This window comes from Humibacillus sp. DSM 29435, assembly GCF_001758225.1.
Lineage (GTDB): Bacteria > Actinomycetota > Actinomycetes > Actinomycetales > Dermatophilaceae > DSM-29435.
The window spans coordinates 171,766-186,044 of sequence record NZ_MAST01000034.1 but is presented as its reverse complement, the minus strand read 5'-3'; the positions used below and the strand labels follow the sequence as shown (position 1 = coordinate 186,044).

At 70.9% G+C, this 14,279-nt stretch carries 14 protein-coding genes and 1 riboswitch; of the genes, 11 read left to right on the top strand and 3 right to left on the bottom strand.

Annotated elements, in window-relative coordinates:
* Positions 1-21 precede the first annotated feature (21 nt).
* Together BA895_RS17150 and BA895_RS17145 are read right to left on the bottom strand one after the other, a co-directional pair.
* Entirely contained in the window at positions 22-411 is a 390-nt protein-coding gene (locus BA895_RS17150; protein WP_070193078.1) for a DUF2256 and DUF3253 domain-containing protein, read from the bottom strand.
* 48 nt (positions 412-459) lie between these two features.
* The gene (locus tag BA895_RS17145; protein WP_070193077.1) at positions 460-975 is read right to left on the bottom strand and encodes an aminoacyl-tRNA deacylase; all 516 of its coding nucleotides are present in this window, start codon (positions 973-975) and stop codon (positions 460-462) included.
* Positions 976-1,010: 35 nt separating this feature from the next.
* On the opposite strand from BA895_RS17145, the gene BA895_RS17140 reads away from it, so the two are divergent.
* The 6 genes from BA895_RS17140 to BA895_RS17115 all read left to right on the top strand — a co-directional run bounded on the left by BA895_RS17140 (position 1,011) and on the right by BA895_RS17115 (position 8,702).
* Positions 1,011-2,264, top strand: coding sequence for an allantoate amidohydrolase (locus tag BA895_RS17140; RefSeq protein ID WP_070193223.1), 1,254 nt, complete (start codon positions 1,011-1,013; stop codon positions 2,262-2,264).
* A 56-nt stretch (positions 2,265-2,320) separates the two neighbouring features.
* A complete protein-coding gene (locus tag BA895_RS17135) occupies positions 2,321-3,592 on the top strand; it encodes a formimidoylglutamate deiminase (RefSeq protein WP_371327737.1) in 1,272 nt (423 codons plus the stop codon).
* A complete protein-coding gene (hutI, locus tag BA895_RS17130; RefSeq protein WP_139142731.1) occupies positions 3,589-4,791 on the top strand; it encodes an imidazolonepropionase in 1,203 nt (400 codons plus the stop codon). The genes BA895_RS17135 and hutI overlap by 4 nt, the downstream gene beginning before the upstream one ends.
* A gap of 238 nt (positions 4,792-5,029) precedes the next feature.
* Complete coding sequence (locus BA895_RS17125) at positions 5,030-6,670, top strand: HNH endonuclease signature motif containing protein (protein WP_070193075.1); 1,641 nt, start codon at positions 5,030-5,032, stop codon at positions 6,668-6,670.
* 113 nt (positions 6,671-6,783) lie between these two features.
* Positions 6,784-7,998, top strand: coding sequence for a sensor histidine kinase (locus BA895_RS17120; RefSeq protein WP_070193074.1), 1,215 nt, complete (start codon positions 6,784-6,786; stop codon positions 7,996-7,998).
* Complete coding sequence (locus BA895_RS17115; protein WP_070193073.1) at positions 7,995-8,702, top strand: response regulator transcription factor; 708 nt, start codon at positions 7,995-7,997, stop codon at positions 8,700-8,702. The genes BA895_RS17120 and BA895_RS17115 overlap by 4 nt, the downstream gene beginning before the upstream one ends.
* A 60-nt stretch (positions 8,703-8,762) precedes the next feature.
* On the opposite strand, the gene BA895_RS17110 is transcribed toward BA895_RS17115, so the two are convergent.
* Positions 8,763-9,164, bottom strand: coding sequence for a DUF4235 domain-containing protein (locus tag BA895_RS17110; RefSeq protein WP_070193072.1), 402 nt, complete (start codon positions 9,162-9,164; stop codon positions 8,763-8,765).
* A gap of 71 nt (positions 9,165-9,235) precedes the next feature.
* Positions 9,236-9,353, top strand: a riboswitch (TPP riboswitch).
* 82 nt (positions 9,354-9,435) lie between these two features.
* Here BA895_RS17110 and BA895_RS17105 point away from each other — a divergent pair.
* From BA895_RS17105 to BA895_RS17085, 5 genes are all read left to right on the top strand, one after another.
* Positions 9,436-10,047: an ECF transporter S component gene (locus BA895_RS17105; protein ID WP_070193071.1), complete on the top strand. Its 612-nt coding sequence runs from the start codon at positions 9,436-9,438 to the stop codon at positions 10,045-10,047.
* Positions 10,028-12,400 carry an ATP-binding cassette domain-containing protein gene (locus BA895_RS17100; RefSeq protein ID WP_254666530.1) on the top strand — a complete coding sequence of 791 codons (2,373 nt, stop codon included), beginning with the start codon at positions 10,028-10,030 and terminating at the stop codon, positions 12,398-12,400. Before BA895_RS17105 ends, BA895_RS17100 begins: the two co-directional genes overlap by 20 nt.
* A 135-nt stretch (positions 12,401-12,535) precedes the next feature.
* Positions 12,536-13,045: a hypothetical protein gene (locus BA895_RS17095; RefSeq protein ID WP_139142730.1), complete on the top strand. Its 510-nt coding sequence runs from the start codon at positions 12,536-12,538 to the stop codon at positions 13,043-13,045.
* Position 13,046: 1 nt separating this feature from the next.
* Entirely contained in the window at positions 13,047-13,658 is a 612-nt protein-coding gene (locus BA895_RS17090; protein WP_070193069.1) for a histidine phosphatase family protein, read from the top strand.
* A 97-nt stretch (positions 13,659-13,755) separates the two neighbouring features.
* Positions 13,756-14,268 carry a hypothetical protein gene (locus BA895_RS17085; protein ID WP_139142729.1) on the top strand — a complete coding sequence of 171 codons (513 nt, stop codon included), beginning with the start codon at positions 13,756-13,758 and terminating at the stop codon, positions 14,266-14,268.
* Positions 14,269-14,279: the final 11 nt, after the last annotated feature.

Below are 14,279 nucleotides of genomic sequence, written 5' to 3'. Positions count from 1 at the left end.
GCTCTCGGCCGGCCGTGCGGTTCAGCGCGGGCGTCGCACTCGGATCGGCCCCTTGAACTTACTGGGTTCGATGACCTGCCCGCCCTGGGTGATCTCGGCCCGCCCGGCGGCCACGAGGCGTCGGGCGGCGTTTCGGGCCGGCTCCATCAGCTCGTTCCAGTCGTCGGCTCCGACCGCCTTGCTGACGGCCCGGGCGGCCTCGGAGGGGCAGACCGACGAGCTACGGGCCCGGGCGTCGAGCAGCGACTCGAGGCTGGCCTCGAGCTGCCGGTCGACGTCGGTGACCCCGCGGCTGCGGCATCCGGCCGAGCACCAGCGCACCGAGGGCCAGTCGCGCTCCCACGCCTTGCGCCAGGTGATGGTGCGTCCGCAGCGGGCGCACGGCTTGGTGGGCAGGTCGGGTCGGGCCATGGGCCCAGTCTGCCCCGGAGGTGAGTTGTGGTGTCGGGCGGTGGTCGTTCAGGGGCGCCGCACCTGTTCGTCGGAGATGTCGGCCACCGTGGCACCGAAGAGCCTGATCACGTCGTCGCCGTTCACCGTGAGGCCGACGCCGTGACCACCACCCCCGATGGAGATGCGCCGGCCGACCAGCTGCTGGTCGGCGATCATCGGCAGAGCCTGCCGCGACCCGAACGGCGTGATGGTGCCCCGCTCGTAGCCCGTGACCGCCAGGGCGACTTGGGCGTCGGGCATCGAGATGCGGTTCGAGCCGAGCAACGACCGCACTTTTGGCCACGAGAAGGTGCGGTCGCCGGGAACGAGCACGAACACGTGGTCGTGCTCGGCGCGGCGCACGACGAGGGTCTTGACCAGGTCGCGAGGCTCGATGCCCCGAGCGGCCGCCGCCTCGGCGAGGCTCGACACGCGGCCGTGCCGGGTCACCTCGAAGTCGACTCCGGCGGCCCGGGCCGCCTCGATGGCCGGTGTCGACGGTTTGTCGTGCCGCTCCGGCCGGTCGGTGACATCGTCAGACATGACACGAGACTAGTTCTGGAGGGGTGGTGAGCGACATGTCGGTCAGCTTCGACCGGATGTGGTCTGACCTCGCGTCGGTGGGCCGTGAGCCGGCGACGGGCGGCTACCGACGTTTCGCCTGGACCCGCACCGACCACGACCTTCGCGAGTGGTTCGCGGGCGAGTGCGCGGCGCGCGGGCTCGCCCTGACCGAAGACCGAGCCGGCAACCAGTGGGCCTGGTGGGGTGACCCCGATGCCCAGCCGGGCGTGGTGATCGGCTCGCACCTCGACTCGGTACCCGACGGGGGTGCCTTCGACGGGCCGCTCGGCGTCGTCAGTGCCCTCGCCACGATCGACACCCTTCGCCAACGCGGGATCACCCCGGCGGTGCCGCTGGGAGTGGTCAACTTCGTCGACGAGGAGGGGGCTCGCTTCGGGGTCGCCTGCGCGGGCTCTCGTATCATCACGGGCGCCCTCACGGCTGACCGGGCGCGTTCGCTGACCGACGCCGACGGCATCTCTATGGCGCAGGCCTGGACCGCAGCGGGCCGTGACCCTGAGTCGATGGGGCCCGACGACGAGGCCGTGAACCGGATCGCCTGCTTCGTCGAGCTGCACGTCGAGCAGGGCAAAGCCCTGGCCCTTGCTGCCGATGGGGTCGACGACCTCGACGACCCGGCCCGCGCCGTCGCCATCGGCACCGACATCTGGCCCCACGGCAGGTGGCGCCTCGACATTCCGGGGGAGGCCAACCACGCCGGTACGACCCGCCTCGACGACCGCCGCGACGCGATGCTCGGGCTCGCCACCGTGGTGCAGTCAGCGCGGCAGCAGGCCACCGTTCTCGGGTGCGTCGCGACGGTCGGGAAGGTGCGGGTGGAGCCGGGTGGGGTCAACGCCATCTCCAGCCACGTCACGGCCTGGCTCGATGCCCGAGGCGCCGACGAGGATGCCGTGCGTGCGACGGTCAGCGGGGTTCTCGCCGATTCCGATTCGCTGGGAGTCGAGGCGACCGAGGAGTCGTGGACCCCCACCACCGCTTTCGACGCGGCGCTGGTGAGCCGGCTGCGCGGCATCCTGCCCGGTGCCCCGCTGCTCGGCACCGGAGCCGGACACGACGCCGGAGTGCTCGCCACGCACGGGGTGCCCTCCGCCATGCTTTACGTGCGAAACCCCACCGGCATCTCGCACTCTCCCGCCGAGCACGCCGAGCGGCGTGACTGCCACGATGGGGTCATGGCACTCACCTCGGTTGTCGCCGAACTGGTCTCACGCCCTACCGATCGCACGAACGGCAGCGGTCAGTGACCACGTTCTGGTGCGAGTCCGCCTGGTTGACAGGCGGCTTCGCGCGGAGAGTTCGTCTGGTGACCTCTGACGGTGTGCTGCGCGAAGTGCAGTCGGGGGTCGACGCCGAACCCGACGACGTACGTCTGGCCGGGGTGACCCTGCCCGGCATGGCCAATACGCACAGTCACGCCTTCCATCGGGCCTTGCGAGGCAGGGCCAACGGTGGCGGCGGAAACTTCTGGAGCTGGCGCGAGGAGATGTATGCCGTTGCGGCAGAGCTGAACCCCGACACCTACTTCGACCTGGCCCGAGCCGTCTTCGCCGAGATGGTGCTGGCCGGTATGACCGTCGTCGGTGAGTTCCACTACGTGCACCATCGGCCCGGAGGCAAACCGTACGGTGACCCCAACGCCATGAGCCTTGCCCTGCGGCACGCCGCCGACGAGGCCGGCATCCGGCTGACGCTGCTCGACACGTGCTACCTCGAAGGCGGGCTCAACGGCAGCGGCCACGTGCCCCTGCACCCGGGGCAGCGCCGGTTCAGTGACGGCAGTGTCGACGCCTGGGCCCAGCGGATGGCCGCTCAGCGTGCCGAGACCTCGACGGTGCGCCTGGGTGCCGCCATCCACTCCGTTCGGGCGGTTCGACGCGACGACCTCCCGCGCGTCGTCGAGGCGTCAGCCGGCCTGCCCCTGCACGTGCATCTGTCTGAACAACACGGTGAGAACCTCGCCTGCCAGATGTTCTACGGCCGCACACCTACTGAGCTGCTCGACGAGGCTGGTGCGCTCGCGAATCGGCTGACCGCCGTGCACGCGACCCACCTGACCGACAGCGACATCGAACGCCTCGGGAGCAGCGGTACCGGAGCCTGCTTCTGCCCGACCACCGAGCGTGACCTCGCCGACGGGATCGGCCCTGCCCGAGCCCTGTTCGACGCGGGCACACCCCTCTCGCTCGGCTCTGACCAGCACGTCATCATCGACCCTTTCGAAGAGCTGCGCGGGCTCGAGATGCACGAGCGGCTGGTGACGAACGAGCGGGACCGCTTCGCAGCCAACGACCTGCTGATGGCGGCATCGTTCAACGGCTACCGGGCACTGGGCTGGGCCGACGGCGGGCACCTCTCCAAGGGGGCGCTGGCCGACTTCATCACCGTGCGTACCGACACGGTGAACACCGCCGGCTCACTACCCGAGCAGATCATCTACTCGGGCGTCGCCTCCGACGTGTCGACCGTGGTGGTCGGGGGCGAGGTGGTCGTCATGGGCGGACAGCACCGCATCGGCGACGTGGGCCGGCTGCTCGGCCACTCGATCAGCCGCGTGATCGGCGGGTCATCGTGACGTCGACGAGCCTGCTCCTCACCGGCATCAGCGAGCTCACGACGAACGACCCGGCCCGGGGCGATGGTTGCGCTGACCCCGGCGACCGGTTGGTGGGCATCATCCGCGACGCGGCGGTGGTCGTGCTCGAAGGGACCGTCGTGTGGGTTGGCCCCAGCACGCAGGCACCGCCGGCTGACAGGCGGCGCGACCTGGGTGGTCGGGCCGTCATTCCCGGCTTCGTCGACAGCCACACCCACCTCGTCTTCGCCGGCGACCGCTCGGCCGAGTTCGCCGCCCGCATGACGGGAACGCCCTACGACGGTGGGGGTATCGCGGTCTCGGTGGGCGCCACCCGGGCGGCCTCCGACGACGACCTGCGTGCACTCGTTGCTGCACGGGTCGCCGAGATGCGGGCGCAGGGCACCACCACCCTCGAGATCAAGACCGGCTACGGCCTGACGGTCGACGACGAGCTGCGGGCCCTGCGTATCGCCCGCGAGTTCACCTCGCACACCACGTTTCTGGGGGCTCACGTCGTGCCCCGCGAGTATGCCGCCGACCGGGGGGCCTATGTCGACCTCGTCGTCGGGCCGATGCTCGATGCCGTGATTGCCGGCGGCGGCCCGGCTCTGGCTGAGAGCATCGACGTGTTCTGCGAGCCGGCTTCGGCCCACGCGTTCGACGGAGATGAGGCGCGCACGGTGCTGGAGGCCGGTCGCCGCGCCGGCCTCGCTCTGCGGGTGCACGGCAACCAGCTTGCACCGGGGCCGGGGGTGGCTCTTGCGTGTGAGCTGGGGGCTCGCAGTGTTGACCACTGCACCTACCTCAGCGATGACGACATCGAGGCGCTCGTGGCCGCGCGCGGCACCACGGTGGCCACGCTGCTGCCCGGCGTCGAGTTCTCGACCCGCTCGCCCTACCCCGACGCCCGTCGCCTCATCGATGCGGGCGTCGACGTCGCGATCGCCTCCGACTGCAACCCGGGCACCTGCTACTCGTCGTCGATGCCGTTCGCCATCGCGCTCGCGGTCCGTGAGATGGGCATGACCCCGGCCGAAGCGCTCTACGCCGCGACCGCCGGGTCGGCCCGGTCGCTCGGACTCGACCGACGCGTTGCTCATGGGCAGCCGGCCGAGCTGACGGTTCTCGATGCACCGAGCCATCTGCACCTGGCCTACCGCGCCGGCGTGCCGATCGCGCGCGCCCTCGACCTCTGACCCCCACCCTCGGACTCTCTCAGTCGAGTGGCCACTTTCGTACTGCGCGGTTGGCACCTTCGAGGGCTCAGAGGTGCCAGACGCACAGCCCAGCGTGCGGTTGGCACCTCTGGAGCTGGGCAGGTGCCGACCGCGCACCAGCCGAGCGAGACTCACCCCGTCGAGTGGCCAGTTTCGTTCATAGTCAATCGGTTTCGGTGGCGGGGCAGTGTCGGTGGTGGCCTCTAGGGTTTGAGTTATGAACACCAAGGGTTCGCTTCTCGAGAGACTCCGGCAGCAGCTGGCCGACCTCGAGTCGAGCCAGCGTCGAACTGGCGGAACCGCGGGCGCCGGGTTCTGGTCCACCCCCATCCCGGATGCCGCAGGGCCCGCACCTGGTGCCGCCGACGCGACCTCGCCAGCTGCCGCCACGTCGGGTTCGCCCGGGGAGGAGCGGCCGGTACGGGAGTTCCCGGCGCCGTTGACGGTGCACTGGGCGAACTGGTCAAACGTGTCCGGCGCGTACGCGTCGGGGTTCGCGTTCGCGGCCGCGAGCCTGGACCGGCCTCAGATGGAACCGGCCCGGATGAGCGAGGCCGACCTGCTCGAGTCGGTGACCCAGCTCGGCGCGATCCAGCACCACAAAGAGGTCAACCTCGTGCGCTTGGTCACTCAGCTCGAGGCCCGTGGGGTGGCTTCCCCGGGCGGGTTGTGTCGGGTCGACTGGTTGCGCACGGTCGACCCCACTCTGACCGCCAGCGCTGCGAAGGCGGTCGTCACGTGTGGGGACGCGTTCAACGAACCCCGCTGGACCCAGTTGCATGAGGCGGTCATCGGCGGAACCTCCGGCGACACCACCAGCACGGGCGGGCGGGTGACGGTGGGTAAGGCGGCGCAGGTCATCGACTTCCACACCCGCCTCAAGCCCATCGCTGACCCCGACGACCTCGGCCAGGCCGTCACCCACCTGACCGAGGAAGCACCCGGGTTGCGGTGGGAACAGCTCGCGAAGCTCGCCCGTGAGCTGTCTGACCAGGTCCGGCCCCCGAAGGATGCTGAGGAGCACGACCAGAAACGCCGCGACGGCCGGGGTTTGTGGTTCACCGGCCCGAACGCGGCCGGGATGGTCGGGATGAGCGGCACCCTCGACCCCGAAGGCGCCGCGACCCTCAAAGCCGCCATCGACCCCCTCAGTGCACCCCGCCCCCTCACCGACAGTGACGGGGTGCGGATCGAGGACGACCCCAGACCACCGCACCAGCGCCGGATGGACGCCCTGCTCGACCTCGTCGCCCGCGGCGTCACCGCGCCCGGTCAGGCCCCGAGCATGGACAAGGCGAAGATCGTGGTCACCATCAACTTCGAGGCCCTACGCGAATACGTAGCCTCCGGCTGCCCACCCGACTGGGCCAACCGCGGCGGCCAGAACGGCGCGGATCGCCAAAGCGGTGCGGCGGGCCAGAGCGGTGCGACCGGCAAGGGCGGGAGCGGGTCGTGTCTGAGTGGTGACGTGCTCAGCGCGGCCATCGTGCGCCGGCTGGCGTGCGACGCGACGATCATCCCCGTCGTGCTCGGCTCCGACTCCCAACCGTTGGACGTCGGTCGGGAGGAACGCCTCGTCACCCGGGCCATGCGCACCGCGCTCTGGCTCCGCGACGGTGGCTGCTCGTTCCCGGGGTGCTCCACCCCCGCTCAATGGACCGACGCCCACCACGTGCGGCATTGGATCGACGGCGGAACCACCTGTCTCGGCAACCTGGCGCTGTTGTGCCGGCGACACCACATCTACGTCCACGACAAGCACCTCACCGCGACCATCACCGACACCGGCGTCACGTGGCACACCTGGCAACACTGGCGCACCACCTTCGCCACCGGGCCCCCCGAACCCGGGCCGTGACCATCACCACTCGATCTGGCCGCCCCGAGCCGTGGGATCGGGAGCGGAGGGATGAGCGTCGCCTGCGACCGCGGTATGACGCCGAACGCGACCGTGCGCCGTAGGCTCGCCGAGTGAGCGAGGGGACCGTCTACGACTGGTGGCAGCGCCGGCCGCTGTTGCTCGATGTTCCTATCGCGGTGGGCTTCGCGCTGATGCACCTGCTCGAGTTCCGACCCGGGGCGGACGGAGCCTGGGCGCTGCTCGGACTGCTGTACCTGGCGCTGGTGGTTCGCCGCACGCGACCCGCGGTGGCTTTCGGGGCCGTCACCGTGGCAATGGCGCTGCGAGTGATTCCAGCCGACACCGTGCTGGCCACCGATCTGGCGTTCTTGGTGGCGCTCTACTCGCTGGCCACCTACGAGCGCCGCCGGGGGGCCCGCATGGCCGGCCTGGTCGTGGCGGGGATCGGTGCGCTCGTCGGCGCGTTCCGCTTCACCGGCGCGTTCCCCGGCACTGCCACCGGCGCCTACGGCTTCGGCTCTCAGGCTGCCGACCTCGCGTTCGTGTTCGTGGCCTGCGCGGGGCTCGCCCTGTCGGCCTGGACCCTCGGCGACCTCAAGCGCAACCGCCTGCAACGTCTGGCCGACCTGCAGGAGCGGGCGGAGCGCATCGAACGGGAGCAGGAGAACGAGCTGCAGATCGCGGTGCAGAACGAGCGGGCGTCGATTGCCCGCGAGATGCACGATGTCGTGGCCCATGCGTTGTCGGTGATTGTCGTGCAGGCTGACGGGGCGGCCTACGCCGCTGAGCATCGCACTGACGACACCCGGGCCTTGACCGTGGGCGCACTCAAGACCATCGGTGCTACCGCCCGCGACGCCCTGGGCGAGACGCGGCGGCTCGTCGGCGTGCTGCGTGACCCAACATCGGGCGCCGAACTGGCGCCGACGGGTGGCCTCGAGCACCTCGACGAGCTCGTCGGCCGGGTTCGTGCCGCGGGGGTGCCCGTCACGCTGGCGATGAGCGGCGCCCCTCAGGCGCTGCCGGTCGGTGTCGATGTCGCCGCCTACCGAGTCGTGCAGGAGTCATTGACGAACGTGATCAAGCACGCCGGCCCTGGCGCCCGAGCAGCGGTCGAGGTCGAGGTCACACCGGAGGTGTTGCGAATCACAGTGCGTGACAATGGGTTCGGCGCGGTATCCGTCGATGACCACCGTGGCCACGGGCTGCACGGAATGCGCGAACGGGTCGCCGTGCACTCGGGGCAGCTGACTGCGGGCCCGGGGCCCGCGGGTGGCTTCGAGGTGCTGGCCACCCTGCCCTTGAGCGAGGAGAAGCAGAGATGACCGACACCGTCAGCGACACGAGCCGAACCTCGAGCCCGGTTCGGGTGCTGCTCGTCGACGACCAGGCGCTGGTACGCGCCGGCTTCCGCATGGTGCTCGACGCCGAGCCCGGCATCGACGTCGTGGCCGAGTGCGCCGACGGTCAGGCTGCAATCGACGCCCTGCGTGGCCGGGCGGTCGACGTGGTGCTGATGGACATCCGGATGCCGCGCCTCGACGGCATCGAGGCCACGCGCCGCATTCTGTCGGGCGGTCCACCGACGCCGAAGGTGCTGGTGCTGACCACGTTCGACCTCGACGAGTACGTCTTCGCAGCACTACAGGCCGGAGCCGCCGGCTTCCTGCTGAAGGATGCCGGGCCCAGTGAGCTGCTGGCGGCGATCCGGGCAGTGCACACGGGCGACGCCGTGGTCGCGCCCGGCCCGACGCGACGGTTGCTCGACCGCTTCCTCCCGGTGCTGACGGCATCCGGGAGAACGGCTGACCGATCCCGCCTCGACGTGCTCACCGAGCGCGAGCTCGAGGTGCTCGAGGCCGTGGGCCAGGGGCTGAACAACCGCGAGATCGCTGCGAGCTTCTTCGTGGCCGAGGCGACAGTCAAGACGCACATCGGGCGCATCCTGGCCAAGCTCGGCCTGCGCGACCGGGTGCAGATGGTCGTGCTGGCCTACGAGACCGGCCTGGTGACCATCGGCGAGCGCTGACCGGTATCCGAAAAGGGCCTCGTCACGTTCAGCGCCGTAGGAGCGCCCCGTCTCGGAAGGTCAGGAGAGCTTGGCCTGCGCCTTCTTGAGCTTCTTCGCAGCCTTCTTCTCGGCCTTGCTGGGTTTGACGTCGGTGAGGGCCTTCGGCAGATGCCCCGTCGAGTGGCGGTAGTACTCCGCGGCCTTGCGCTCGGCGGCGATGCGCGCGCCGGTCACCAGCATGGCGGAGAGCGCGGTGAACGCGATGACGTCGCGGGTGCGTTCCTGCTCGTAGTCACCCGCCACCGGCACCGGCTTGCCGGTCGCGAACTTCCACCCTCTCTGGGCGGCGTCGGTGGCGAGCTTGGTGGCCCCTACCGTCGCGGCGATGCTGAGGGCCTTCCAGATGAGACCGCCCATCGGTGAATGACGCACCTCGTCGGCCGGTGTCTGCTGGTCGGCCTTCTCATCCTTCGAACCCATGCAGTGAATCTTTCACGGCCACGGGGTAAAGTCACCTCCACAACGGCAAGACACAACTTCACAAGAACGACCCATCACGACAGGGGAGCGCCCTACAGCGCTGAGAGTGCACCGCCGAACATCGGCGAGCCGCAGACCCTCGAACCTGCTCCGGTTAGCACCGGCGAAGGAAGTCGGTATTTCTCGAGGCAGCCACTCGGCGGCGCGAACGCGCCTGCCGATCACGGCAGCCTTCCCCCGGAATCCAGCCATCGGACCCGGGAGACCACTCATGAAGAACATCACCGCGTCAGGACCCCTGACGCGCTGGCGCACCATCGACCTGCTGACCTGTGCTTTTCTCGGCGTCGCGTTCGGCATCGCCTACTGGGCCTGGGGGCTGATCTACGCAGCCCCCTCGGGTGTTGTCTCGGCGGGCTTCCCGCCGTTGGGCGCCCTGTTCGCCTGGCCCTGGCTCGTGGCCGGCATCGTGGGAATGCTCGTCATCCGCCGCCCCGGAGCGGCCCTGTTCACCGAGCTGCTCGCCGCCATGGTCTCTGCCCTCGTGGGCACCCAGTGGGGCCTGACGACCTTGGTCTCGGGCATCGTTCAGGGCCTGGGAGTCGAGCTCGGGTTCGCGCTGTTCGGCTACCTCTCCTTTCGCTGGGTGCCCCTGTTCGTGGGAGGCTTTCTCGGCGGCGCGTTCGAGGCCGTCTACGAGTGGTACTCGTACTGGCAGGACTGGGGCTTCGGCTACCGCATCGCCTACCTGTTCCTGCTCGGTGGCAGTGTCGCGATCTTCGGTTCCCTGCTCGCCGTCGGCCTCACGCGGTTGCTGGCCTCGGCCGGAGCCCTGAACCCGTTCCCGCCTGGCCAGGAGGTGCGTGAACGACAGGCCGTGTGACCGGGCCCTCGAGCAGGCGACAGAGCACGCAGTGGCGAACCACCCCCGGCCCGAGGTGAACCCGGCCCGCAGGAGCCTCGCCTGTGGGGCGCGCGTGCGCGTCGACGAGCTGCGCTGGCGCCCCTACGGGCGCAGCCAGCCGGTGCTCGACCGTCTGAGCCTCACCATCGAGCCCGGTGAGCGCGTGCTGCTCGCCGGGCCGAGCGGGTCGGGCAAGTCGACTCTGCTGCGGGGGATCGCCGGGCTGCTGCTCACCGCCGACTCCGGCGAGCTCTCGGGTGAGGTGACGGTCGATGGGGAGCCACCGCAACGCTCACCCGGCTCGGTCGGGCTCGTGCTCCAGGACCCCGGCGCAGGCGTCGTCGCCTCCACCATCGGGCGTGACGTGGCCTTCGGCCTCGAGAACACGTCGGTGCCACGCGCCGAGATGGGCCCGGCCGTGCGGTCCGCGCTCGCCGAGGTCGGGCTGACGATGACGAGCGACAGCTCACCCGAGACCCTCAGCGGCGGCGAGTCACAGCGGTTGGCCCTCGCCGGTGCGCTGGTGATGGAGCCGCGCGTGCTGTTGCTCGACGAACCCACGGCGATGCTGGATGCCGTCAACGCTCGCTCTGTGCGCGAGGTCGTGGCCGACGTGTGCGACCGGCGGGGACTGACCCTTGTCGTGGTCGAGCATCGGCTGGCGGGCTGGGTCGAGCACGTCGACCGCCTCGTGGTGCTCGACGCCTCCGGCGTGATCGTCGCCGACGGGCCGCCCGCTGCGATTCTGGCCGAGCACGGCAGTGACCTTGCGGCGCAGGGGATCTGGGTTCCCGGGCTGCCGGAGCCGGAGCCCCTCGCCGTCGAGCTGACCCCGGTGACCGGAACAACCTCCGGACGCGTCGCACCTGGGGGTGTGGTGGCACGGGCACGGGCGGTCACCGTCGAACATTCGGGCAGCCGCCTCGGCTCGACGGTACGGGCGACCGTGGCGGTGCGCGACGCAGACCTCGACGTTCGTGCGGGGGAGGTGGTGGCGCTGGTCGGGCCCAGTGGCGCCGGTAAGTCGTCGTTGATGGCCGCAGTGGGTGGGCTCGTGGCACCGGCGTCGGGCTCGGTCGGCTTCGCCGAGCCACTGCTGCCTTCGAAGCCGGCAGCCGCTGCCTCAGCCGAGCCCCCTGCCCAGTGGCGCTCCCGCGAGATCGCCCGGGTCGTGGCCTGGGTGCCGCAACGAGCTGCCACCTCCCTGGTCGGGCCGACCGTCCGCGACGACATCCTGCTGACCCCGCGCGCGTTGGGGCAGGACGAGACGGCATCCGGCCGACGGGCTGACGAGCTGCTCGGCGCGCTGGGGCTCGCCCACCTCGCTGGTGTCGACCCCCGTCAGCTCTCCGGAGGTGAACAACGACGGCTCGCGCTGGCGTCGGCCGTGGTGCACTCGCCCGCACTCCTGCTTGCCGACGAACCCACCGTAGGTCAGGACCGGCTCACGTGGTCGGCGGTGTCCGGTCTCATCGACGCTGCTCGACGCGAGGGGGCCGGAGTCGTCGTGACGACCCACGACGAGGGCGTGGTCGAACGAGCCGACCGCACGGTGGCTCTCACCCGGCCGGCCTGCTCCGAGCAGCAGCCCGAGCCCGAGCGTCGGTCGCTCGTCGCGCGGGCCGGGCCCCTCGCCCTGCTGGCGGCGGCGCTGTGCGTGCTACCCCTGCCGGCCCTGCTCGACACCTGGCGCCAGGGGCTGGTCGTGCTGTCGGTCGAGGTGCTGCTGGGTCTGGTCGGGCTCCTCGCCGTGGGCACCGGCCGTCGGCCACGGGGACGGGCGCGCTCGCTGGCCCGACGCCTTGCTCCGGCGGGCCTGGCCGTCTTCGGGGTGGCCTGGTCGTCCTGGCTGCTGGGGGGTCGCGACCTGGAGATCGCCTCGAGCGCCGCACTGCGAGTGCTGTGCCTGGTGGTGCCGTCGGCCTTCGTCGTCGGCTTCATCGACCCCGAACCGCTGGGTGACCACCTGGCCCAACGGTTACGGATGCCGGCGCGCCCGGTCGTGGCCGCCACCGCCGCCCTGCAGCGGCTCCAGTCGTTCGACACGCTCTGGGGCGAGCTCATGACGACCCGTCGCGTTCGCGGCATCCGGGCCGATCGGGGCGTACTCGCCCGAGGCCGCGAAGCCGTCGTGGTCACGGGCGGGTTGCTCGTAGGGGCCCTGGGGCAGGCCGCGGTGCTGTCGTTGGCGATGGACGCGCGCGGCTTCGCTGAGGCCCGTCGTCGCACCTGGGCCGGCCCGGCTCCGTGGCGACTGCCCGACACCCTCGTCCTGCTCGCCGGTCTGCTCATCGTGGTGGCCGGGGTCGGCGCTCGACTCCTCGTCGGCTGACGGAGGGCAGTCGCGCTGGTGGGCGACCAGCGTGTCCCGGCTCGGACGTGATGGTGCGCGGGGGCACAATGGGCGAACGACCGCCGGTGCCGTTCACACCGTCCACCGACCATGCCGCCCAAGGGGGCCATTCGCTTGCGCCAGACGCCTCACCGACGATCCGTCGCCCGGTACGGGTTGCGACTCGCCGCCCTGACGTTGTCGACGGTCACCGTCGCCACCCTCTCCGGCTGCGGCCAGCCGTCGCCCTCCGACTCCGGCGACGGAGTGGACGCGACCGTGAGCGTCGCGCTGCAACCCACGCTTCGGCCCGACACGAGCACCCCCGACATCGTCGACCCCTCGGCGCCGAGCAGCGGTGGCCTCTTCGACGCCTCCCAGGCCCTGGTCAGCCAGGCCTGTACCGCAACGGGTGAGGCCTGGAGCTTCACGGGCCGGGTCGAGAACACCGACACGACCGAGCATGCCTTCACCGTCGGGGTCTTCATCACGGCCACGGCCGACGGCAGCGAGGTCGGCGGCAAGGAGATCGTGGTGACGGTGCCGGCCGGTGGTTCTGCCCCGGTGGCGGCCAAGAACTTCTTCACCGGCCGCACCAAGGGTGTCGAGTGCCTCACGGGCGTCACGGTCAAGGCGGACGACTGACGTGCGGCTCTACCTGACGCGTCACGGCCAGACCTCGGCCAACGTCGGGCGGCTTCTCGACACCGCCGTGCCCGGCCGAGACCTCACCGACCTGGGCCGACAGCAGGCGACGGCACTGGCCGAGAAGATGCGACGCGAAGACCTCACCGCCGTCTACAGCTCTGATCTGGTGCGCGCGCAGCAGACCGCAGCCCCGCTCGCCGACCATCTGGGCCAGGAGGTCGTCACCCTCGGCGGTCTGCGCGAGATCCAGGCGGGCGACTGGGAGATGACGACCGACTGGATGCCGTTCGTCGAGGCGGTGGGTCGGTGGGGGGGCAACCCCGACGAGCGCATCCCCGGTGGCGAGAGCGGGGTGGAGTTCATGACTCGCTATACCGAAGCGCTGCACCGCATCGTGGCCGATGTGCACGCCCGTGACGTCAACGCCTCCGCGCTCGCGGTCAGCCATGGAGCCGCCATGCGCGTGTGGTGCGCGGCCGCCCTGGGGATGCCCCCCGACTGGTTCACCGGTCGGGCCCTCGACAACACCCTGGTGGTGACTCTCGAGGGTGGGCTCGAGGGCGACTGGAGACTGCTGGCCTGGGGCGACGAACCCGTCACGGTCGGCTGACCGGGGCTCACCTGATCGGAGGGCGGATGCCGGTCAGCGCGCTGATGGCGCGAGCCGCTCGCTGACAACGACGACCGCACTGGTCCACACTGTGCCGGTGAGCAGTTCCGGCTTCGTCGACGAGGCTCCGGGGCCCGACCCGAACCGAGGGGTCGGCCAGGGGGGCCGCCGTCGCGCGTGGCGGCTCGGCGGGTTCTTCGTGACGGTGCTGCTGGCTCTGCTCGTCTTCGGCGGCTGGGCCTGGACCTCCCGGGCGCACGCCGACGACCTGGTCGCCTTCGAGGCCCTGAGCGCCGGGATCGACATCATGGACCGCAGCCTGACGCCGCAGCGGCACAGCGAGATCCCGCCGTGCCGAGACCGCGAAGCCGGCCTGGTCACACGCACCTACCCCGACACCGACGGCCCCGCCGCCGCCGAGATCGTCGGCTACCTCCTGCAGCATGGGTGGCAGGAGGTCGACCCGACCCCGCCTGCGCTGGGCGCCCTGACCAAGACCGTGGCCGGCCACGAGCTGTCGGTCTCGATCATCGCGACGAGCCGCTCGGCTCTGCCGCTCTCGCTCACCGCCTCCAGCGCGGCGAGCACCGTTGGTTGCTTCCTGCGCTGACGATGGCGCCC